Genomic DNA, 16837 nt, shown 5'->3' with positions numbered 1-16837 from the left:
CAAGCTCTTCATCTGTCATAGCCCGCATTTTATCGGCTTTTTCTTTGATTTTATTTGTCATTATTCCTCCAACCTTCTTCTCGCCATCTCCACATATTCAGGATTAAACTCAATTCCTATAAAGCATCTATTATATTTTTTAGCCACTACTGCAGTTGTGCCACTTCCAAGAAAAGGATCTAAAACAATTTCTCCTTCCTTGCTCCCCGCCAGAACACAAGGCTCTATAAGCTTTTCCGGGAAAGTAGCAAAGTGAGCTTCTTTATATCCTTGTGTGGCCACGCTCCATACACTTCTTTTATTCCTTAACCCCGTCACATTCTCACTGTTGCCATGACTTTCTCTCATTACTTCTGCAGAATTATTAAAACTTTGTCCTTTGGTATAAACTCCGCCTCCTCTGAAAGTTCGACTATTCCCTTTTCTTAACCTGCTGTTTGGTCTTAAGGTTCCTTTACTTTCTGCAGGTGTTATGTTATTAAATCCGACAGCAGGTTCTTTTATAGCCTTATAGTCAAAGTAATATTTAGATTGCTTAGAGAAAAGGAATATATACTCATGGCTTTTCGTGCATCTATCTTTTACGCTTTCCGGCATTGCGTTTGGTTTCTCCCAAATAATATCTTGTCTTAGATACCATCCGTCATCCCTAAGTGCAAACGCAAGCAACCAAGGAACCCCAATTAAATCCTTTCGTTTGCAATTGCTGTATTCACTATTGCTCGACACATAACTGTCACCAATATTCAGCCATAAAGTACCGTCATTTTTTAACACTCGCCTTACTTCTCTAAAAATATCTGTAAGCCTGTTTATGTAGTCTTCTACAGAGTTTTCAAGTCCTATTTGACCATTAACCCCGTAATCTCTTAATCCTAAGTAAGGGGGTGAAGTTATACAGCAATCTACAGAGCAATCAGGAAACTCTTTTAACACTTCAATTGCATTCCCAGTTATGATTTTATCCATTATAGGCCTTCCCCTTCCAGCTTTATCCACTCATAACCACCAAATCCAAATATCTTACCCGGTTTAATCTCTTTTAGTTTCTTCTGCATATTATTCTCCCTTCATTGATTTCAATACTTCTATAATCAATAATCAACTGCCTCTTCCCTTGTTGTAAAAAAATGTATTCCGGTTGAGCACTCATTCCAACGATTATCGTCAAAGCGGTCAACCGTCACTGTTTCCCCCACTTTGTAAATAAAGTTATGATCATACCCTGAGCAAACTTCCCTCAAATCCGAATCCGTTCCGTCAACATTCTGAATAGCTACAACCTTTGCCATGTTACATCGACACTTTCTAGTCGTTGCACTAGCTCTTTTTGCTTCTGCAGGAATTTCTAATTGCACTATATAGCCCCTTGCTTTTTTCCATGCCGTAAATGCTCCTGTATCAGGACAAGAAATCGGGAATTTTATCTTTGTATTCTCGTTAATTTTTGTTTCCCTGAGGTCTGCTCCCCATAGGTCTGCTCTCCTGAGGTCTGCTCCCCTGAGGTCTGCTCTCCTGAGGTCTGCTTCCCTTAGGTCTGCTCCCCATAGGTTTGCTCCCCTTAGGTCTGCTCCCCATAGGTCTGCTCTCCTGAGGTCTGCTCCCCATAGGTCTGCTCTCCTGAGGTCTGCTTCCCTTAGGTCTGCTCCCCATAGGTTTGCTCCCCTTAGGTCTGCTCCTCTGAGGTCTGCTCCCCTGAGGTCTGCTCCCCTTAGGTCTGCTTCCCATAGGTCTGCTCCCTCCAGGTCTGCTTCCCTTAGGTCTGCTCCCTCCAGGTCTGCTTCCCTTAGGTCTGCTCCCCTTAGGTCTGCTCCCCTTAGGTCTGCTCTCATCTTCTCACATCCAGCAGTTTCTCCTTTAAACCCATGTCTATGATTTTCTAATATTTTTTTAATCTCTTCATTTGTCATACATTTTTATCTCCCTTGCATATTATTCTTCAATTTGTCTCTGTTTGCTGACCTAAACATCATCAGCAACATTTCAGACACCGACCTTTTTCTATTCATTCTTCTAGCTCGTTTAACGGACACAAGACTGCTGCCTTCCGGGCAATACACACCAACTCCGAATGGAATTTCAGCGGATATCTTCCGATAAACCTCACTAGGCATTACATAATAGTTGTAATCACCTATGAGATTATGTCCGTTCTTTGAGTGGAAGTCCTCAACTGAAGATTTTATCTCGTAACAGTAAAAATCGCCCTTTTCGATACCGCTTATAGTGTTGTTTAACGGCTCAAATCTCATATAGTCAACCCTTATACGGTTAGATTGTGCATAGTCAAAGGTTACCTCTCTAGCCCAATATATGCGATTATCTTTATTGGGATTGATTAGCTTTTCTGTAAGTTCTGAAAGCCATTTAGTTATCTCCGGTCTGCTCAATTTTCCCCTTTCTCGTAAAGCTCATGCTCTCCGTTCATAATCTGATAGCTTTCCTCATCTGCGAAAGAAAACCCAAACATTCCAAGAATGTCATGCATTTCTTTAAGTTTATCTCCTGAAGATTTTTGATACTCTGTACCGACATATCTAATTAAGTTTAAATATTCTAATCCATCAAATGCCACTGCTATCATTTGGTATAATATTGGTAAAACTTTAGCCTTTTCTAAAGCTTTTGCTTTCTCTTCTTCATCTGCTGCCCTGTATGTATCTTTCCCTAGTAAAATTTTTGCAATGGTATTTTGTGCCACTCTTGCGTTATGTTTGGTTAAAAACTCCCATGTTAGCTTGCCTATATACTCAGCATTATCAGGCGGCTCTACTTTGCCCTCCAAGATGTTTCTTACAAAGTCCTCCATGTCTTTAAGCATTTCATTAAGCTTTGCTTCTATCTTTGCCCTTTTCTCTTTGATTTCCTTTTGCTTAAGGTCAACCTCGCTAACCTCTTTCTTTTCTTTCTGCTTTTTCTCCTTTTTTATAAAAGAAAAGTTATTGTACTGAATTACATAATAAACCCCCTCAGCCTCTTTCATTTCTATTTTAGAATCTTCCACATCAAGGTAGATTCTTTCTACTTCCTCCCATCCAGAAGAGTAATAATACACTCCTTCCGGGGCTTTATTTATTCCCAGCTTTTCACATTCTTCTAGCAGCTTTGCTTTGTTTCTTTCCTGTAGCTCCTGCCTTGCCGCCTGTCTTGCTTTATTGGCTAAGTCTCTTGAATCGAAAGCCTCTTTAAGAATTTTATTTCTTGTATTTATATCTTTTACTTTTTCAAGAGCATAAAGGTCTGTAATAGACAACTGGAACTCTTTATCCTCCGCCTTTTCTACAAGTGTCTCTCTATCAAGTTTAGCCATGTTCAGCCTGTGGTTAATGGTTGTCTTTGAAAGCCCGGTCTTTTCTTCTATCTCTTCAACTTTTAGCCCAAAATCTTCAAAACACATCTGCATGGCTTCGGCTTCCTCGTAAACCGTAAGATCCTTACGGTTCATGTTTTCCATAAGCATTGTGGTAATCTGCTCTTTTTCAGCCATATCATTCACAATAACGCAAGGAGCGGTTTCAAGCCCTGCCTCCCTTGCAGCCGTTAGCCTTCTATTGCCTATTACAACCAAATACTTGCCTTCTTCCTCTTTATCAGGCACAACAGTTAAATTCTGCATTATACCGTTTTCTTTTATGCTCTGTGCCAGTTCCTCTATACCCTCGTATTTGCGCCTTACGTTCTTAGGATGTATCTTTAGGTTATCTAATTTAATATCTATTACTGCCATGTTATTCTCCTTTTTCCTCATACAGTTTATAAATGTTATCCATTATTGTATTGAGCTTTACCTCTCCAATACCCTTTATACCTTTGATTGCTTCTTTTATTGCTTCTGGGGTAACTGCTGCCTTGTTCTCAGTTTTTTCTTCTTTTTTACGGTGGTCATATCCCGATTGCCATACTCCTATGAAAAAGTCACTCATTTCAGTATGGTCCATTCTCTTAATTTCTTTGTACTTATCTCTACTGATTAGATTCTTGACTTTTTTGGACATTCTCAATACCTCTCTCTTCTTCTTTTTTCAAGCTTTATCTCTTCATTGCAGTAAGATAATGCCATTGCCGTAAGTATAAGTACTACTCCACTACCTGCTATCTTAAACCCTACTAATCCACCCCATATAGCCGTTAATGCCCCCAGTGTTATTAATAACACTCCTGCATAAGTTATAATATTTACCACTCTATCCATTTTTAAAACCTCCATAGTTTCAAAATCAACCATTAGCTTGGTTAAAGGTCTTGCATATCTCTTATTCCTGATTCGCTTAAATAGATTCGCTTAAATATATTCCCTCTGTAAGGACTATATATATAGCTGCATAACATCACACCTCCTTAATATGTTCTACCTCCCATCAAGGCTCTTACTATGTCTTCTCTTTTATAGAGACCTGCAGTATTCAGCACTTTTCGGAATTTCTTTTCAAGGTTCTTTTTGTCCTCTCCTATCAGCTCAATTATCTGAGGCAGACTGTAAGTATCTTCAAAGAATAATGATAATAACTCCATTTGCATTTCCCTCTTGTACCTTAGGTCAATCTCTTTCTTTTTGTGCGGGCTTTCATTCCCTGTGTGATGTGCAGGGCAGAGGTATTTATAATTTAATTTAAAATCAAGCCCTCCCTGAGACCTAAACACTATATGATGCCTTTGCCCCAGCTGATTACATCCCTTTACTTCACAGTTTTTCATCACTACCTCCTATAAATTTGACATTGTGCAGCTTCAAGGACATATCTAGCAACTTCCACAATTCAACATTTGCAGGAGGTTTTCCATCTGACTTCTTCCACCCTGACTGCTGCCAACTTGTTAACCAGCCATTGTTGATGCAACTCTTGATATATTTACAGTTAAGAATAAGCTCTACTTCACAAGGTTTGATAAGAGCCTTTAGGACCTCAACACTTAGTTTTAATGCAAGTGCATTCCTCGTATCGTTTTCTATGTCTGTTTTGATTTCCTTCTCGTACCGTTCTCCCTGTTCGTCCACATAGATAATCAAAGCTTTGGCAGTACCGTTACCCTTTGGATTTCCTTTATGGTCAAGGCTTGTAATTACTTTAACTTTCATTCTGCCACCTCGTACAATCTATTTAGTTCAACCGTCCGCTCGGCAACTTTAACAGCGTAATCACTAGGGGTATTCATATTCCTTTTGGCGTAAGCCACACCTCCGTTATATGCCATAAGCACAAAGTAAAGGTCACTGTCTTTTCCCTTGTATTCCAGTAATATATCTACTGCCACTTTTACACAGCCTTTAGGCTCTTTTAGATTATCTACTCCAAGCCTTTTCATCCTTTCCCTGCTCCACCTTGGCTGTATCTGCATTAAGCCTAAGCTTGCTCCATTGTCTCCTACTGCATTAGGATTCAATCCGCTTTCTCTTTCCGCTATCGCAAATATTAGAAAAGGATCTATGTCTTTACTAGCAGAATATTCTATTATCCACTCCCCTAAGGAAGAGTTGATAAATTCCACAGCCTTTTTATCTGCTGCCTTAAGTTTAACTTTCTTTTGCTTTGATTCCTTTATCCTAACCACCTTCGGTTTTGATTCCTTTAGCTTTACCGCCCTTAACTCATTAGGCTTTACGGTGCTTGCTTTCATTTCCTGCGGTATTGTTGCCCCTAGCGGCTTACCTCTAATAGTCGCTAGGGATATGATGATTAGTAATACAATAATCCTTAAATTCATGTATTTTTCCTCCTTAAAACTTTCTTTTGTTTAATGTTTATGCACCTTTATTAAAGTTTTGAACAAATGTGTTTATTGTGGATAAGTCCGCAAACCCTATTAAATGTTAATCGAAACGGCTTTTCAGGGTAAATTGTAGAATGTGTTGCAAATCTTCGGTTCGTTTAACGTTTATGCACCTTTCAGCGGTTTTTTAGTGTATTTTTAACATGTCCAATTCTCGCAAACCCTATTAAACGTTAATCACGACAGACTTTTTATAATTTTCTTTATTCTTAAAAATCTTTCTCCCGATTAAGGTTTATGCACCTTTCAGTGGTTTTGAACAATTTTGAACTGCTTAAAAATGCTTTCAAACCCTATTAAATGTTAATCGAGACAGATTTTTATATAAATGTAGAATGAATTGCAAATCTTTGCGTCGATTAAGGTTTATGCCACTTTCAGACTTTGAACAGTTTTATCCACTTTTACCCCTTATCTCAGGGAGCTTAACCATTGTGTATTTTTGTATAGGTGCACCGGTAAAAGGATTGATTCCGTTATATACGGTATCTTTATCTATGTAATACCCCTTTTTAGGCTTTGGTGTATCAAGCCAACTGATTGATTTTATAATCGTGGTTCTCTTTACCGGTTTGATTAGATTCCTACTGCAGGTATAATGCTGCTTGGCTCCTCCATCATTTGTCTTGTAGGTCTTTGAGGTCTCTTTTATAAAATATGCTGCAAGCTCTCGATATTGTCCTGTATCGTCTAAAGGGGTAAAGTGAGGGCTACCCCATTCCCAACAATCCCTGACTATTTTATTTATGTTAGCCTCTATACCATTTATTATTAGATGGTGATGAATAGCTGTGTTTAGATATTCTGTCACACAGATATATTTAAGCTCTGCCTTGTATTTTTTATACTCTCTTCTGAGAACTCTTAAAAAGCTAGCTATTCTTTTCTTAGCCTCTTCCGGACTTGGCCTTAAATCTTTTTTGTAAGTAAGAACTAAGTGATAATCTCCATATCCAAAGTTAGCATTTATTAACCTAGCAAGCCTCGCTTCGGTATTTATTCTATTTATTTTCTTCATCTCCTCAGGAGTTATTTTTTGCCTTCTCTCTCTTTGCCTATGATCGTTTAAACTCCTGGTATGACTTTTTATAACTTCTATAGTTTTTCCTGCTTCTATTTCAGTTTTATAATATGGCATGATTTTATACCCCGTATTTTTAAAGTAATTGTCGTAAAGTTAATAGTTTGAACAAGTGCTAAAAGCGTATATTTACGCTATTTTTCAAACCTTTTATCTTTACTTTTTTAAAGAAACGTAGTATAATAATCATTGCAAGGATTTTATAAACGTTTCAGTTTAGTGGCAGTTTTTTAACTGCCACTTTTTTTATATAACGTTGGCTATCATCTTCTTCTCTAATGCAATTTGCTTTATGCGAAAAACTTCAAGTGCCTCGGTATCAAACATGATTTTACTATTTGGTCTGGTAGGATCTGCCCTCCACGCTATCTGTGTACTCTTATCCGTATAAGCTCTTCGTAGAAAAGATTCTGAGATTCCCATTTTTACAAGTGCCTTCATTGACATGACTTTTGCAGGATAGTTCATGACTTTCTCCTTTCTTCGTATCTATAACTTTGATTCCTCTTTCGTGCCTTTCTTTACAGCTGCATTTCTCTCCCGGATCTAAGTTGCCACCACATCCGGGACATACTTTGTAATATGCCATTACTTATTCCTTTCTATCCGCATAGTATTACTGCCTTGCTCCGGTTCTCATAGCTTGGTATTTGACCTCAAAGTTAATAACTTCATTAAATGCCTCTGCAAGATTTCTATATCTTTCGAGCATTTCTTCGTTTTCTTCCGGATATAGTTTCATAAGTTCTTTTTCCATTGCTTTATTATGTTTTAGCAATACAAGCATACGCTCCCTACTTAATGTATTTTCCTCATTAATGATTCTATTACTCATTCCTTATTCCTCCCTACGCATATTTTTTATGGGCTTGTGCCAGCTCCTGCTCAGATAAATCTAAATATATCTGTGTTGTTTCAATACTTTCATGCCCTAACAGCTTAGATACCTGTTCGATTGGCATCCCCCTTCTTAAAGCCATTGTCGCACCGGTTCTCCTGAACCTGTGGGGGTGAGTCTTCTCTATCCCAGCTTTTTTGCCCAATTTTCTCACAGCACTCTCAATAGTGCTTTTGTCAATATGCTCACAACTTACCAATTCTTTGCACTTCCACCATTCCTTGGGCTTTATATTGAGTTTTTTACATTTCTTTGAAAAAATTCCCTCTTTACCAATAACTGGAATACTACACTTGGTGAAAAGATACTCATTTTCATCGTTTCTTTCACTTAAATACCGTTCAAGGATAATCCTTGTTTTTGCATTTAAGTAACATATCCTCTCTTTCTCTCCCTTTCCATGTACCAAGACTGAATCATACGTATTTGAAAAGTCTTTAAGTTTGATTTGGGCGAGCTCAGATACTCTACACCAAGTAGATACCAAGATTTCAAATATACAGCGCAAGCGGATGTCATCACCAATCGCAAATCTTAATTGTTCAAGCTGGATTTCAGAAAAGGCATCCTTCTTTGTCTTGGGAATCTTAATTTCATCAACTTTATTCATAGGGTTTTTAGTGATAATCTCCTCCCTTACAAGCCATTGAAAAAATGAAGAAATTACTCTTAATATATTTTTTTGATATACTTTACTTGCGCCATCCCTAACCTCTTTTGTTGCTAAATATATCTTTATGTCATCTGAAGTTATGTTTATGGGTGACTTTGACACTATACTAAAGAATCTTGTAAGCTCTGCCTTGTAGTGTTTGATAGTCCTTTCCGTCCTACCTGCCACTCTTTTGTTTATTAAAAAAAGTTTAAGATATTTTTCAAAATCCTCTTCTTCAACAACAGATATCTCCGTACACCTGTCAGTTATTTCATAATTGTCCAAAAGAAGAATGAGCCTGCTTTTTATGTTACCTATGTCAACTCCTGAGCTAACAAGTGCCATCATTATTTCATTTATAAGCTTATCCCTCAAAATATCACCCCCATTTCTGCCGGTGTTCTAAATACCCTGCTTTCGTCATATCCTTTCCGGTAAGGTTCAAGAAGAGTATCGCCCTGTACCACAATGGCTTTTATCCCTAATAGGGATAGCTGAACATAAGTCATATATACACCGTTCCAGTCCAAATCCTGTGCAACAATATGCAGCCGTTTTTGATAATTTACTCCTTGATTTTTCATAACCTCTGCAACCGCAATTATCATCCCCCCTCCGCCTGAGGAAGGCTCATTTACTTCGAGTATTTCAGATTCAGCAAGCTTGCTAATCTGTTCGTCATATACTAATCTTGCAGTAAGGTAAGATAAGTGGTAAGGTGTAAAAAATTGTCCCGTCAACTTACTTCCACAACCTGATTTCATGAATATATCTCCCAACATATCGCACATTTTATCCTCAAGACACAAGGCCAAAGCACCTACCATATCTGTCAGTATCTTTAATTCTTCCTTGTTATACTTTTTGGAAGTATCAAGATACCTTGCTTCACGTTCCATATATATTTTGTCCTCAAGTGGTCTGCACGCATTACTAATGGAAATAGCCACCATAGACACCCAGTCTGTGAATACCTGATAGGGGCTGAATCTACCTGATAGTTTTTCAATGCTATCTATTATAAATTTTTCATAATCCATTCGTTCTCCTTTATATTAATTCTTTTAGCTGCTTCATTTAGTGATTTATTCATCCTTTCACCAACGCTTTTTAGTGCTTTGTCGAGTTTTTCTGCTAAATCAGTAATACTAATTGATGGAGCCTCTAAACTCTCGCTCCGACTTTCAATCTCTTTATTTATAAGGCTATCAAATGCTTCCTGAAAATCCTTATAACTTTCTAATAACTCTCCTTCATCAGGGTAAAGGCTTCTTAATTCAAGTAGCATTTCCCTGTTATGCTTTAACAAGATGTACATTCTTTCATTGCTGAGTGCTTCCATAGTCTCTCTTTTTCTCTGTTCTTTATCTTCCATACTTCCTCCTTACTGTGCTATACTCCCCTTATCAGCACTGCAATGCTGAAATATTATGAAAGGGGATGAATCTATGTCTTTACACAAATATTTCATTGACTTTTCATCACTCTCACCTGATGAAAAAGAAACTCTTACTGTCAAACTAGAGGAAAGAACTTGGGATGGTCTGCAATGGATTCCACCTGCGTTTAATTCTGCATATTTTATGATTGATGAAAATTCAGATATTAATCGTTTAGAGATTCCTGAGCATTGTCCGTTCCATCGTGCTTAGGTGTATATACATACATCTCTGTTTTTTTAGCTTCTGCATTATAAATAATTTCAATGCGGAGGCTTTTATTCTTAAACATAGCCTCATTGATTATCCCAAGCCATCTATTAAAAAGTGCTATCCCTTTTTCAAATCCCTCTGTATCTACCCTGTTGAAGTTCATCCATTTCAACTCTTCATTTGGATGTGCTCTTTTTCTCGGTTCCTCTAATGTCTTTTTATACAGGCTCTCTACCTCATTCTCTTCCATATCTTCTCCTTCCTGTTCAGTTATCAGTCTTCTTGTTCACTTTTACCTTTCGCCATGGTATACTTTCCCTATCATACTGAAATTCTTGAAATTGAGCATTAAAAACTCCGGCTATATCATTTGCAAGCTTATCAAGGTCAATCTTGTCATGCTCCGTATTACTCGCAATCATGTGGAGCAGTTCTTTAATCTCTTTTAGTTCTTTTACTACTTCTTCCATACCTCCTCCTTCCTGTGCTATACTCTCCTGTTGCGGCGGCAGATGATGTTTATACTTTTTCTACCGGTTGTAGTGAATGGGATTGCCTGTCTGGAAGAATATCCCCGCCCGAAAGTATAAGAGAATGGCTTTATAAAGGCTGATTCTCTGCTATCCTTTTGGAAGTCACAACAAGCGTATTTGCTGTTCTTGCCATTGATTCAATGTCTATGTCAGCAAGTTGTGACTTCCCATCTAATGCTTCATCAAGCTTTATATTTACAAATTTACAATATTTTTTAACCATTTCTCTGTATTCAAAAACAATCTCTTCCATATCTTCTCCTTCCTGTGCTATACTCCCCCTTATCAACACTGCAATGTTGAAATATTATAAAAGGAGGTATGTGCATATGTATGATGATGAAGTTCAAAACCTTATCAACCGCTTTTTATTTAGTGCAAAGCCTAGTAGTGGAGATTCTTCTGCTCCTGCAACAATTGGCGATATTAATAAGCTGATTGAAAAGGTTGTTGAACTTGTCCGTGACATTTCGCAGCTTGAAAAGTAGTCCTATATACCGTCACATTCATTCTGTGGCGGTATCCTTATATGATATAAGCCCTAACTCCTCTAACCGGTTGTATGCAAGCATTATAGACTCCTTTGCATTGTCTATTTCAGCTAATATAGTGTTCAGCTCTTTCTTTGATACCTTTAGTGAGAGTCCTTCTTTGCCCGCTTCTAACTCCATAACTCTTTCCAGTGCGTAACAATTATTTGTAAGCACTCTCTGATTCTCCATTATTACTTTTAAGGTATCTGCTTCATCACCTTTCACTTTTAATAAACATCCTAATAATCTCTCTTCCATCCCTTCTCCTTCTTTTTATTCAGACGGTGTCTGAATAACCTGTATTCCTTCATTTTTTCTATATCCGCAGAAGATATCGTGAATCCTGCTGCGGATTCCCTAGCTTTATCATTAAATGCTATTTCCATTGCATACTGTACATATATCCATTCTGCATAGGTTATGCCCTCTAGGGCTTTTAATTTCTTAAAGGCTAATTCTGCAGTATTTCTTTCCTCTTCCATATCTACTCCTTTCTATTTGCAATTGTCATAATGCTTATTCACTTTCTATTATTCGCCATGGTATACTGTCCTTATCCTAAGCCTTAAAGCAGAGAGTACAGTTAACGCTGTGCTCTTTCTCTAATTCCTCAGCCTTTTCAATCCATTCTTTCATCTGTTTTTTTGCAGTTTCAACTGAATTTCGTCCAACATTGTGTGGTAACGATATTTCAATCTTTACATCTGTTTTCTTCTCTTCCATCTCTCCTCCTTGTTTTTAGCTTTTTTGTTTTTGTTAGTTCCATTTATTCATCCTATTTTATTTTTATGGGTTTATGCTGTTCTTTCTTAAATCAGATGCTATACTATTATTAAAATCAAAACTCAGCTTGGTATTTAGCCTCAAGGCGAATCACTTTATCAAAAGCACTCCCTAGTTCATCATATGCCTCAAATAAAAGATTTTCTTTATTTTCATCAGGGTAAAATGATTTTATTTCTGAAGACATTTCTTTATAGTGTTTCATTAATATGAAATACCTCTCCCTACTATATACTTCTGCAATAGCTTTCTCTTCCATCTCTCCTCCTTTTTGTTGTCTGGCTACTTCAATCCGTTTACACTTTCCCATAAAAGCTGAATAACTAAATTGTTCAATGTCATCCCTCTTTTAACTGCTGCCTGTTTAAGTTTTACCTTTAGACTTTCAGGAAGCCTTACTGTTGTTGCCTTATTCATTGTCTCTCCTTTCTACACTTCTTAGTGATGTCACTTTGCAATATATTATACATCTTTTCAAAGTGATGTCAATATGCAATATTGAAAAATCTCTGAAAAGTTTTTATAATGATGTCAAAGTGAAATCAAAGAAAGGAGTTATTATGGCTACTGATAAAAGGGCTTTTACTATGCGTATGCAGGAAGAAAACTTCCAAAAAATCAAGTACATAGCTGAACATAACAAGCGTTCTATTGCTATGCAGATTGAATTTCTCATTGAAAGCTGCATCAGCGATTTTGAGAAACAAAACGGACATATTCCTCTTCAACCTTCTGCGACAGATAATCAATAACAATGCTGTTTACGCTCATCCCCTTACAAGCTGATATTTTTATCAGCTTGTCTTTTAACTCTTTTGGAATTCTGTATGTTACGCTTGTAACCTCTTCCATCTCTCCTCCTTACCCTACTTTCTCCTCTTCCCTTGCCATCTGCATACCCTTAATTATCCAAAATGCCTTTTGCTGGTCATCAAGTTTCTTTCTTCTTGCTGTTTTAATAAACTCGCTCACCTGTTTCTCTTCCTGTTCTGAATAAGCCTTTTCTTTCTCTTTCATTCCTATCCCTCCTAAATGCTGAATAATAAAATCATTCCTACTACAACTACCACAAGCCTTACTATATTAAGTCCAAGCAATGCCGACTTCTTAATATTCTCATTTGCTACAAACATTTGTTTCCTCCTTTCTTTTGCTGTTGCAAGAGCCATGAATTTCTGATATACTCTTTTTAGTTCAGGGGCTTAGCCCCCGAACCTTAGCTGATACTATCGAGCACCAGCTTGATTACAGCTATTAGAGTGCCGAGCTCTAATACCAGTTTGGTGAGTTTACTAACTAATTTAGTAAGCTCATCAATTTTTTTACCAAAATTTTTCATGGCTCTTATCTCCTTTCGTATTTCTTGCATACATTATAATATATTAAAAATACTTTGTCAACAACAAAAGTATTTTTTGCATACTTTTTTCTTGACTTTTTTCTCTTCAAACTTTATACTTACCTTATAGGAGGTACATAAGTATGAATGAAAGAGTAAAAGAAATAAGAAACCATCTAGCCTTAACACTACAAGCGTTTGCTGAACCATTAGGAATTACTAAAGGTGCATTATCTAATGTTGAAAAAGGTCGTAACAATGTAACTGACCAGTTAATCAAAAGCATCTGCAACATTTACAATGTCAACGAAGACTGGCTACGCACCGGTGAAGGCTCTATGTTCAACAAAACAAAAGAGGGCTTTCTTGCTGAACTACAAAAGCAGTACTCACTCACCGACTTTCAAGTAAGCCTAGTTAAAAACTACCTTGAACTCAGCGATAAAGACAAAGCCTCAATCGACAAATTCATAGCCTCTTGCTGTGAGGACTCCGACAATGAAGAAGTATAAATCCTTTAAGTCGTTCGGATATACCCTTTCTAAAAGTTCTGCTACATCTTCTGCCGTTGGTTCTGCCTTTATAGGCGGAACTTTTTTAATTTTTATTTTCTTCTCTTCCATCCTTCCTCCTTTCATTCTTAAAATTTCTCACGATATAACAGATAGCTGCAATGTAAAACACCAACTTAACTGTTTCAAGTATCACGCCTAACATCCTGCCTTCCTCCTTCCCCGATAAAATCCTTTATGTCACACCCCAACACCTGTGCCATTTCTTCTGCAAGTACAAGGCTTACTGTCCTGCTGCCCCTTTCAATTTGACATATCATAGAAGGGACTACATGTACCCTTTTTGCAAGCTCCTTTTGATTAAGCCCCTTTGCAAGCCTTATTTTCTTAATATTTTCTCCAACCATTTATTGACTTTTGATAAGAAAAAAGCTAATATATGGGTAAGGGGTTCATGCCCCCTTACCTTTAGGACTTATCTATCAGCTTTTCGACTATGTCTAATAGCTTTTCGATAAGCTCTATCAAAGCGATTACAAATAATACTTTTGCTGTGGTGAGCTCCGTATTATCCTTGTTGTCGCTTTTTTTATTTCGCTTTTTTCCCACCTGTTCCTCCTTTCCGCTGCTATGTTTGTTACAATAACATTATAATTTACAGTGGTGAACGCTCTCGCATTCCCCACTTACAGTGGTGAATTTGTCAAGAGGGATTTGGAGAATTTTTATATTTTATTGTCAGATGATTTATTTCCGTTGCATATTTGGGATTTATGCGACAAAAAAATATTCATTAGGGTTTTTTATCTCTAAAGTCTTGCACACAACAATAACCTCATTGACTGTAAATTCACGCTTTTTATTTAACTTAGCATTTAGCGTGGATATGCTTACATTCAACTTCTTAGCCATTTCACCTTGTGTTACTTTCTTTTCGACCATTCGTCCTTTTAACTTATCGTAAGCCATTTTTCTCACATCCTTTCGTTGCGTATTTGGGATAATCTAATAATATCACTGTATTTTTATCTTGTCAACCCATTTTTGCAACTATTTTTTTATTTTTCAAAAATAACTGTTGCATATTTGATATATTAGTTATATAATCTAGTCAAGGAGGTTAGTTATGGAAGATGTCAATAATATAGTAAAAAGAATAAAAAAACGCCGTCTTGAGCTAGAATATTCATTTCAAGATTTAGCAGATAAAACTAATATGAGCAAATCTACATTACAAAGATATGAAACCGGAGCAATTAGAAACCTGCCATTAGATAAATTAGAGATATTAGCTACCGCATTGCAAACTACTCCTGCCTATCTTATGGGGTGGGATGAAAAAGAAGATGAAAAGGCAAAGGCTAAAGTAAAAGGTGTTAAGATTCCTGTCCTTGGCAGAGTTGCTGCAGGTGTGCCTATTGAAATGATAGAAGATGTCCTTGATTATGAAGAAATTACTGAAGATATGGCAAGGCATGGTGAATACTTTGCCCTTAAGATACAAGGTGACAGTATGTCGCCTCGTATATGGAATAATGATGTGGTTATTGTTAGACAACAAGATGATGCTGAAAGCGGTGAAATAGTGATTGCCTCTATTAATGGCGATGATGCAGTATGTAAAAGGTTGCAGAAGTATAGTGATGGTATAGCACTTGTATCACTTAATCCACAATATGAGCCTATATATCTGAAAAAGGATGAAGTAGACGAAAAGCCTGTTAGGATAATAGGTAAAGTTGTAGAGTTAAGAGGGAAGTTTTAGAAAGGAATAGTATATGAAGCTTATAACGCCTGATATGGCTCAATCAAATGTAAAGGAAACCTTAAAAGTAGTTGAAAACACTCTAAACTCATTTTTAACCTCAGATAACCCAAATGACTATAAAAAGGTACATCTAATCTCTGATTGGTTAAAGGTTTACTCAAAGTATATTTTACTTGAAAACAAATTTGATTATACTAAAACTTTACGATTTCACAGAGGTTCTGTCATAAATGTAAATTTTGGTTTTAATGTTGGCAGCGAACATGGTGGTATGCACTTTGCAGTAGTCTTGGATAATAACAATGCACACTCTTCACCTGTTATTACAGTATTACCCATGTCATCATCAGATGGTAAAAAGGTCAATAAACGCGATATTTATATTGGGAGTGAATTGCATGACCAACTACAAGCTAAAAACAACACCGAGTTGCTTGAGGTAACAAAATTTATTGAAATTAACAATCGTATTATAACTCTTTGCGAAGAAGTGACAAATCATTCTGAAATTACCGAGATTAAAAGACATTTGGAAGATTTAAAATTAGTAAATAAAGAACAACATGACTTATTGAAAAAATTACAAAATAATAAACTAAAAATAGATAATATGAAAAGCGGTAGTGTTGTTTTAATGGAACAAATAACAACCATTAGTAAAATGAGAATATACAACCCAAGATATAAAGGGGATTTCTTACAAGGTATAAAATTATCCACTGGAGCAATGGATAAAATAAATGTTAAACTGCGTGAATTGTACCTACATTGACTTGACAATTATAATTAATAATGTTATAATTCACAAAGCGAATCAATATTCGCAAAACAGTGCCTATAGGGCAAACATAATACAGTAAGGCAGCTCCGCTTTTTGCAGAGTTGCCTTTTTTTATAGGTGTTGACATTTTCTCCCTTTAAGGTTATCATTATAACACATTGTCCTTTGTGGACAGTATAAAAGACAATGGCTTTTACAGCCAAGGGAGAAGTAAGTCTTAAGCTTGCTTCTCCTATTTTTATATCTTATGAAAGCAAATCCATATATGCCACTTCCTAAATCTTACAGCAGCATTATAGGTAGTTTGGAGAAGGTTTAGGGAAAGTATTGAGGAAGATATGATTGATGAAGGGGACAGAATATGGATGAATTAAAGGATTACAGTCAGAATATATTTGAAAGTATAAAGCATATAAATGAGTATGGTCAGGAATTTTGGTATGCAAGGGAATTGCAGACAGTTTTAGAATACACTCAATCCTAAAAAAGCTCAATCACTAATAGTTGAATGGGCAGGCAATTACAAAGCTGAA

Annotated in this window: 35 protein-coding genes; 6 read left to right on the top strand and 29 right to left on the bottom strand. The window is 36.7% G+C overall.

From position 1 onward, the window contains the following. Positions 1-60: 60 nt before the first annotated feature. From ACTTG8_RS08020 to ACTTG8_RS07935, 18 genes are all read right to left on the bottom strand, one after another. Entirely contained in the window at positions 61-969 is a 909-nt protein-coding gene (locus ACTTG8_RS08020) for a DNA-methyltransferase (protein WP_442561608.1), read from the bottom strand. A 125-nt stretch (positions 970-1094) separates the two neighbouring features. After that, the gene (locus ACTTG8_RS08015; RefSeq protein ID WP_442561607.1) at positions 1095-1910 is read right to left on the bottom strand and encodes a pentapeptide repeat-containing protein; all 816 of its coding nucleotides are present in this window, start codon (positions 1908-1910) and stop codon (positions 1095-1097) included. Positions 1911-1916: 6 nt separating this feature from the next. Next, positions 1917-2390: a hypothetical protein gene (locus ACTTG8_RS08010; protein ID WP_442561606.1), complete on the bottom strand. Its 474-nt coding sequence runs from the start codon at positions 2388-2390 to the stop codon at positions 1917-1919. Then, entirely contained in the window at positions 2387-3727 is a 1341-nt protein-coding gene (locus ACTTG8_RS08005; protein WP_442561605.1) for a ParB/RepB/Spo0J family partition protein, read from the bottom strand. Before ACTTG8_RS08005 ends, ACTTG8_RS08010 begins: the two co-directional genes overlap by 4 nt. Position 3728: 1 nt before the next feature. Then, positions 3729-3995 carry a hypothetical protein gene (locus tag ACTTG8_RS08000; protein WP_442561604.1) on the bottom strand — a complete coding sequence of 89 codons (267 nt, stop codon included), beginning with the start codon at positions 3993-3995 and terminating at the stop codon, positions 3729-3731. A 2-nt stretch (positions 3996-3997) separates the two neighbouring features. Next, entirely contained in the window at positions 3998-4192 is a 195-nt protein-coding gene (locus ACTTG8_RS07995; RefSeq protein ID WP_442561603.1) for a hypothetical protein, read from the bottom strand. Between the two features lie 146 nt (positions 4193-4338). After that, on the bottom strand, positions 4339-4695 hold the full coding sequence (locus ACTTG8_RS07990; protein ID WP_442561602.1) for a hypothetical protein: 357 nt from the start codon (positions 4693-4695) through the stop codon (positions 4339-4341). After that, the gene (locus ACTTG8_RS07985) at positions 4682-5077 is read right to left on the bottom strand and encodes an RNase H family protein (RefSeq protein ID WP_442561601.1); all 396 of its coding nucleotides are present in this window, start codon (positions 5075-5077) and stop codon (positions 4682-4684) included. The genes ACTTG8_RS07990 and ACTTG8_RS07985 overlap by 14 nt, the downstream gene beginning before the upstream one ends. Next, on the bottom strand, positions 5074-5703 hold the full coding sequence (locus ACTTG8_RS07980) for a transglycosylase SLT domain-containing protein (RefSeq protein WP_442561600.1): 630 nt from the start codon (positions 5701-5703) through the stop codon (positions 5074-5076). The genes ACTTG8_RS07985 and ACTTG8_RS07980 overlap by 4 nt, the downstream gene beginning before the upstream one ends. 460 nt (positions 5704-6163) lie before the next feature. Continuing rightward, positions 6164-6787 carry a rolling circle replication-associated protein gene (locus ACTTG8_RS07975; RefSeq protein ID WP_442561599.1) on the bottom strand — a complete coding sequence of 208 codons (624 nt, stop codon included), beginning with the start codon at positions 6785-6787 and terminating at the stop codon, positions 6164-6166. A gap of 309 nt (positions 6788-7096) precedes the next feature. Beyond that, positions 7097-7318 carry a hypothetical protein gene (locus ACTTG8_RS07970; protein WP_442561598.1) on the bottom strand — a complete coding sequence of 74 codons (222 nt, stop codon included), beginning with the start codon at positions 7316-7318 and terminating at the stop codon, positions 7097-7099. 148 nt (positions 7319-7466) lie between these two features. Beyond that, positions 7467-7685, bottom strand: a complete 219-nt coding sequence (locus ACTTG8_RS07965; RefSeq protein ID WP_442561597.1) for a hypothetical protein — start codon at positions 7683-7685, stop codon at positions 7467-7469. A gap of 13 nt (positions 7686-7698) precedes the next feature. After that, a complete protein-coding gene (locus tag ACTTG8_RS07960; RefSeq protein ID WP_442561596.1) occupies positions 7699-8778 on the bottom strand; it encodes a tyrosine-type recombinase/integrase in 1080 nt (359 codons plus the stop codon). Further along, positions 8775-9443, bottom strand: coding sequence for an N-6 DNA methylase (locus ACTTG8_RS07955; protein WP_442561595.1), 669 nt, complete (start codon positions 9441-9443; stop codon positions 8775-8777). Before ACTTG8_RS07955 ends, ACTTG8_RS07960 begins: the two co-directional genes overlap by 4 nt. Beyond that, complete coding sequence (locus tag ACTTG8_RS07950; protein ID WP_442561594.1) at positions 9422-9778, bottom strand: hypothetical protein; 357 nt, start codon at positions 9776-9778, stop codon at positions 9422-9424. Before ACTTG8_RS07950 ends, ACTTG8_RS07955 begins: the two co-directional genes overlap by 22 nt. A gap of 230 nt (positions 9779-10008) precedes the next feature. Continuing rightward, a complete protein-coding gene (locus tag ACTTG8_RS07945) occupies positions 10009-10305 on the bottom strand; it encodes a hypothetical protein (protein WP_442561593.1) in 297 nt (98 codons plus the stop codon). A gap of 16 nt (positions 10306-10321) precedes the next feature. Then, entirely contained in the window at positions 10322-10525 is a 204-nt protein-coding gene (locus ACTTG8_RS07940; protein WP_442561592.1) for a hypothetical protein, read from the bottom strand. A gap of 130 nt (positions 10526-10655) precedes the next feature. Next, positions 10656-10841 (bottom strand): hypothetical protein, encoded by a 186-nt coding sequence (locus ACTTG8_RS07935; protein WP_442561591.1) that lies wholly within the window; start codon positions 10839-10841, stop codon positions 10656-10658. A gap of 76 nt (positions 10842-10917) precedes the next feature. Here ACTTG8_RS07935 and ACTTG8_RS07930 point away from each other — a divergent pair, with 76 nt between their 5' ends. After that, entirely contained in the window at positions 10918-11076 is a 159-nt protein-coding gene (locus ACTTG8_RS07930) for a hypothetical protein (RefSeq protein ID WP_442561590.1), read from the top strand. An 18-nt stretch (positions 11077-11094) separates the two neighbouring features. Here the strand turns inward: ACTTG8_RS07930 and ACTTG8_RS07925 are convergent, their stop codons facing one another. The 5 genes from ACTTG8_RS07925 to ACTTG8_RS07905 form a co-directional block, all read right to left on the bottom strand. Beyond that, a complete protein-coding gene (locus tag ACTTG8_RS07925; protein ID WP_442561589.1) occupies positions 11095-11379 on the bottom strand; it encodes a hypothetical protein in 285 nt (94 codons plus the stop codon). Further along, positions 11361-11603, bottom strand: coding sequence for a hypothetical protein (locus tag ACTTG8_RS07920; RefSeq protein ID WP_442561588.1), 243 nt, complete (start codon positions 11601-11603; stop codon positions 11361-11363). The genes ACTTG8_RS07925 and ACTTG8_RS07920 overlap by 19 nt, the downstream gene beginning before the upstream one ends. 76 nt (positions 11604-11679) lie before the next feature. Then, complete coding sequence (locus ACTTG8_RS07915; protein WP_442561587.1) at positions 11680-11844, bottom strand: hypothetical protein; 165 nt, start codon at positions 11842-11844, stop codon at positions 11680-11682. Positions 11845-11959: 115 nt separating this feature from the next. Next, positions 11960-12163: a hypothetical protein gene (locus ACTTG8_RS07910; protein WP_442561586.1), complete on the bottom strand. Its 204-nt coding sequence runs from the start codon at positions 12161-12163 to the stop codon at positions 11960-11962. A 23-nt stretch (positions 12164-12186) separates the two neighbouring features. Continuing rightward, a complete protein-coding gene (locus tag ACTTG8_RS07905; protein WP_442561585.1) occupies positions 12187-12321 on the bottom strand; it encodes a toxin-antitoxin system HicB family antitoxin in 135 nt (44 codons plus the stop codon). A gap of 143 nt (positions 12322-12464) precedes the next feature. Between ACTTG8_RS07905 and ACTTG8_RS07900 the strand changes: the two genes are divergently transcribed. After that, complete coding sequence (locus tag ACTTG8_RS07900) at positions 12465-12656, top strand: hypothetical protein (RefSeq protein ID WP_442561584.1); 192 nt, start codon at positions 12465-12467, stop codon at positions 12654-12656. A gap of 109 nt (positions 12657-12765) precedes the next feature. On the opposite strand, the gene ACTTG8_RS07895 is transcribed toward ACTTG8_RS07900, so the two are convergent. Together ACTTG8_RS07895 and ACTTG8_RS07890 are read right to left on the bottom strand one after the other, a co-directional pair. Continuing rightward, positions 12766-12921, bottom strand: coding sequence for a hypothetical protein (locus tag ACTTG8_RS07895; RefSeq protein WP_442561583.1), 156 nt, complete (start codon positions 12919-12921; stop codon positions 12766-12768). Positions 12922-13120: 199 nt separating this feature from the next. Further along, positions 13121-13273: a hypothetical protein gene (locus ACTTG8_RS07890; RefSeq protein WP_442561582.1), complete on the bottom strand. Its 153-nt coding sequence runs from the start codon at positions 13271-13273 to the stop codon at positions 13121-13123. Positions 13274-13386: 113 nt separating this feature from the next. Here ACTTG8_RS07890 and ACTTG8_RS07885 point away from each other — a divergent pair, with 113 nt between their 5' ends. Continuing rightward, entirely contained in the window at positions 13387-13755 is a 369-nt protein-coding gene (locus ACTTG8_RS07885) for a helix-turn-helix domain-containing protein (protein ID WP_442561581.1), read from the top strand. On the opposite strand, the gene ACTTG8_RS07880 is transcribed toward ACTTG8_RS07885, so the two are convergent. From ACTTG8_RS07880 to ACTTG8_RS07865, 4 genes are all read right to left on the bottom strand, one after another. Next, complete coding sequence (locus ACTTG8_RS07880) at positions 13699-13866, bottom strand: hypothetical protein (protein ID WP_442561580.1); 168 nt, start codon at positions 13864-13866, stop codon at positions 13699-13701. The genes ACTTG8_RS07885 and ACTTG8_RS07880 overlap by 57 nt on opposite strands. A 74-nt stretch (positions 13867-13940) precedes the next feature. Further along, positions 13941-14162 carry a helix-turn-helix domain-containing protein gene (locus tag ACTTG8_RS07875; protein ID WP_442561579.1) on the bottom strand — a complete coding sequence of 74 codons (222 nt, stop codon included), beginning with the start codon at positions 14160-14162 and terminating at the stop codon, positions 13941-13943. 61 nt (positions 14163-14223) lie between these two features. Continuing rightward, on the bottom strand, positions 14224-14364 hold the full coding sequence (locus tag ACTTG8_RS07870) for a hypothetical protein (protein ID WP_442561578.1): 141 nt from the start codon (positions 14362-14364) through the stop codon (positions 14224-14226). Between the two features lie 162 nt (positions 14365-14526). Then, the gene (locus tag ACTTG8_RS07865) at positions 14527-14724 is read right to left on the bottom strand and encodes a helix-turn-helix domain-containing protein (protein WP_442561577.1); all 198 of its coding nucleotides are present in this window, start codon (positions 14722-14724) and stop codon (positions 14527-14529) included. 157 nt (positions 14725-14881) lie between these two features. Here ACTTG8_RS07865 and ACTTG8_RS07860 point away from each other — a divergent pair, with 157 nt between their 5' ends. The 3 genes from ACTTG8_RS07860 (at position 14882) to ACTTG8_RS07850 (ending at position 16788) form a co-directional block, all read left to right on the top strand. Further along, the gene (locus ACTTG8_RS07860) at positions 14882-15520 is read left to right on the top strand and encodes a LexA family protein (RefSeq protein ID WP_442561576.1); all 639 of its coding nucleotides are present in this window, start codon (positions 14882-14884) and stop codon (positions 15518-15520) included. A 13-nt stretch (positions 15521-15533) separates the two neighbouring features. Then, entirely contained in the window at positions 15534-16295 is a 762-nt protein-coding gene (locus ACTTG8_RS07855; RefSeq protein ID WP_442561575.1) for a type II toxin-antitoxin system PemK/MazF family toxin, read from the top strand. Between the two features lie 370 nt (positions 16296-16665). Further along, complete coding sequence (locus tag ACTTG8_RS07850; protein ID WP_442561574.1) at positions 16666-16788, top strand: hypothetical protein; 123 nt, start codon at positions 16666-16668, stop codon at positions 16786-16788. Positions 16789-16837 lie beyond the last annotated feature (49 nt).

Origin of the sequence: Catonella sp., assembly GCF_052173895.1 — a bacterium.
GTDB lineage: Bacteria > Bacillota > Clostridia > Lachnospirales > Lachnospiraceae > Catonella.
The sequence above is the reverse complement of the archived record's forward strand: the minus strand, read 5'-3'. Positions and strand labels throughout refer to the sequence as shown.

Coding starts and splice junctions, on each gene's coding strand:
- ACTTG8_RS08020 (WP_442561608.1), bottom strand. CDS start 969: ATGGATAAAATCATAACTGGGAATGCAATTGAAGTGTTAAAAGAGTTT.
- ACTTG8_RS08015 (WP_442561607.1), bottom strand. CDS start 1,910: ATGACAAATGAAGAGATTAAAAAAATATTAGAAAATCATAGACATGGG.
- ACTTG8_RS08005 (WP_442561605.1), bottom strand. CDS start 3,727: ATGGCAGTAATAGATATTAAATTAGATAACCTAAAGATACATCCTAAG.
- ACTTG8_RS08000 (WP_442561604.1), bottom strand. CDS start 3,995: ATGTCCAAAAAAGTCAAGAATCTAATCAGTAGAGATAAGTACAAAGAA.
- ACTTG8_RS07995 (WP_442561603.1), bottom strand. CDS start 4,192: ATGGATAGAGTGGTAAATATTATAACTTATGCAGGAGTGTTATTAATA.
- ACTTG8_RS07990 (WP_442561602.1), bottom strand. CDS start 4,695: ATGAAAAACTGTGAAGTAAAGGGATGTAATCAGCTGGGGCAAAGGCAT.
- ACTTG8_RS07985 (WP_442561601.1), bottom strand. CDS start 5,077: ATGAAAGTTAAAGTAATTACAAGCCTTGACCATAAAGGAAATCCAAAG.
- ACTTG8_RS07980 (WP_442561600.1), bottom strand. CDS start 5,703: ATGAATTTAAGGATTATTGTATTACTAATCATCATATCCCTAGCGACT.
- ACTTG8_RS07975 (WP_442561599.1), bottom strand. CDS start 6,787: ATGAAGAAAATAAATAGAATAAATACCGAAGCGAGGCTTGCTAGGTTA.
- ACTTG8_RS07970 (WP_442561598.1), bottom strand. CDS start 7,318: ATGAACTATCCTGCAAAAGTCATGTCAATGAAGGCACTTGTAAAAATG.
- ACTTG8_RS07965 (WP_442561597.1), bottom strand. CDS start 7,685: ATGAGTAATAGAATCATTAATGAGGAAAATACATTAAGTAGGGAGCGT.
- ACTTG8_RS07955 (WP_442561595.1), bottom strand. CDS start 9,443: ATGGATTATGAAAAATTTATAATAGATAGCATTGAAAAACTATCAGGT.
- ACTTG8_RS07950 (WP_442561594.1), bottom strand. CDS start 9,778: ATGGAAGATAAAGAACAGAGAAAAAGAGAGACTATGGAAGCACTCAGC.
- ACTTG8_RS07945 (WP_442561593.1), bottom strand. CDS start 10,305: ATGGAAGAGAATGAGGTAGAGAGCCTGTATAAAAAGACATTAGAGGAA.
- ACTTG8_RS07940 (WP_442561592.1), bottom strand. CDS start 10,525: ATGGAAGAAGTAGTAAAAGAACTAAAAGAGATTAAAGAACTGCTCCAC.
- ACTTG8_RS07935 (WP_442561591.1), bottom strand. CDS start 10,841: ATGGAAGAGATTGTTTTTGAATACAGAGAAATGGTTAAAAAATATTGT.
- ACTTG8_RS07930 (WP_442561590.1), top strand. CDS start 10,918: ATGTATGATGATGAAGTTCAAAACCTTATCAACCGCTTTTTATTTAGT.
- ACTTG8_RS07925 (WP_442561589.1), bottom strand. CDS start 11,379: ATGGAAGAGAGATTATTAGGATGTTTATTAAAAGTGAAAGGTGATGAA.
- ACTTG8_RS07920 (WP_442561588.1), bottom strand. CDS start 11,603: ATGGAAGAGGAAAGAAATACTGCAGAATTAGCCTTTAAGAAATTAAAA.
- ACTTG8_RS07915 (WP_442561587.1), bottom strand. CDS start 11,844: ATGGAAGAGAAGAAAACAGATGTAAAGATTGAAATATCGTTACCACAC.
- ACTTG8_RS07910 (WP_442561586.1), bottom strand. CDS start 12,163: ATGGAAGAGAAAGCTATTGCAGAAGTATATAGTAGGGAGAGGTATTTC.
- ACTTG8_RS07905 (WP_442561585.1), bottom strand. CDS start 12,321: ATGAATAAGGCAACAACAGTAAGGCTTCCTGAAAGTCTAAAGGTAAAA.
- ACTTG8_RS07900 (WP_442561584.1), top strand. CDS start 12,465: ATGGCTACTGATAAAAGGGCTTTTACTATGCGTATGCAGGAAGAAAAC.
- ACTTG8_RS07895 (WP_442561583.1), bottom strand. CDS start 12,921: ATGAAAGAGAAAGAAAAGGCTTATTCAGAACAGGAAGAGAAACAGGTG.
- ACTTG8_RS07890 (WP_442561582.1), bottom strand. CDS start 13,273: ATGCAAGAAATACGAAAGGAGATAAGAGCCATGAAAAATTTTGGTAAA.
- ACTTG8_RS07885 (WP_442561581.1), top strand. CDS start 13,387: ATGAATGAAAGAGTAAAAGAAATAAGAAACCATCTAGCCTTAACACTA.
- ACTTG8_RS07880 (WP_442561580.1), bottom strand. CDS start 13,866: ATGGAAGAGAAGAAAATAAAAATTAAAAAAGTTCCGCCTATAAAGGCA.
- ACTTG8_RS07875 (WP_442561579.1), bottom strand. CDS start 14,162: ATGGTTGGAGAAAATATTAAGAAAATAAGGCTTGCAAAGGGGCTTAAT.
- ACTTG8_RS07865 (WP_442561577.1), bottom strand. CDS start 14,724: ATGGCTTACGATAAGTTAAAAGGACGAATGGTCGAAAAGAAAGTAACA.
- ACTTG8_RS07860 (WP_442561576.1), top strand. CDS start 14,882: ATGGAAGATGTCAATAATATAGTAAAAAGAATAAAAAAACGCCGTCTT.
- ACTTG8_RS07855 (WP_442561575.1), top strand. CDS start 15,534: ATGAAGCTTATAACGCCTGATATGGCTCAATCAAATGTAAAGGAAACC.
- ACTTG8_RS07850 (WP_442561574.1), top strand. CDS start 16,666: ATGGATGAATTAAAGGATTACAGTCAGAATATATTTGAAAGTATAAAG.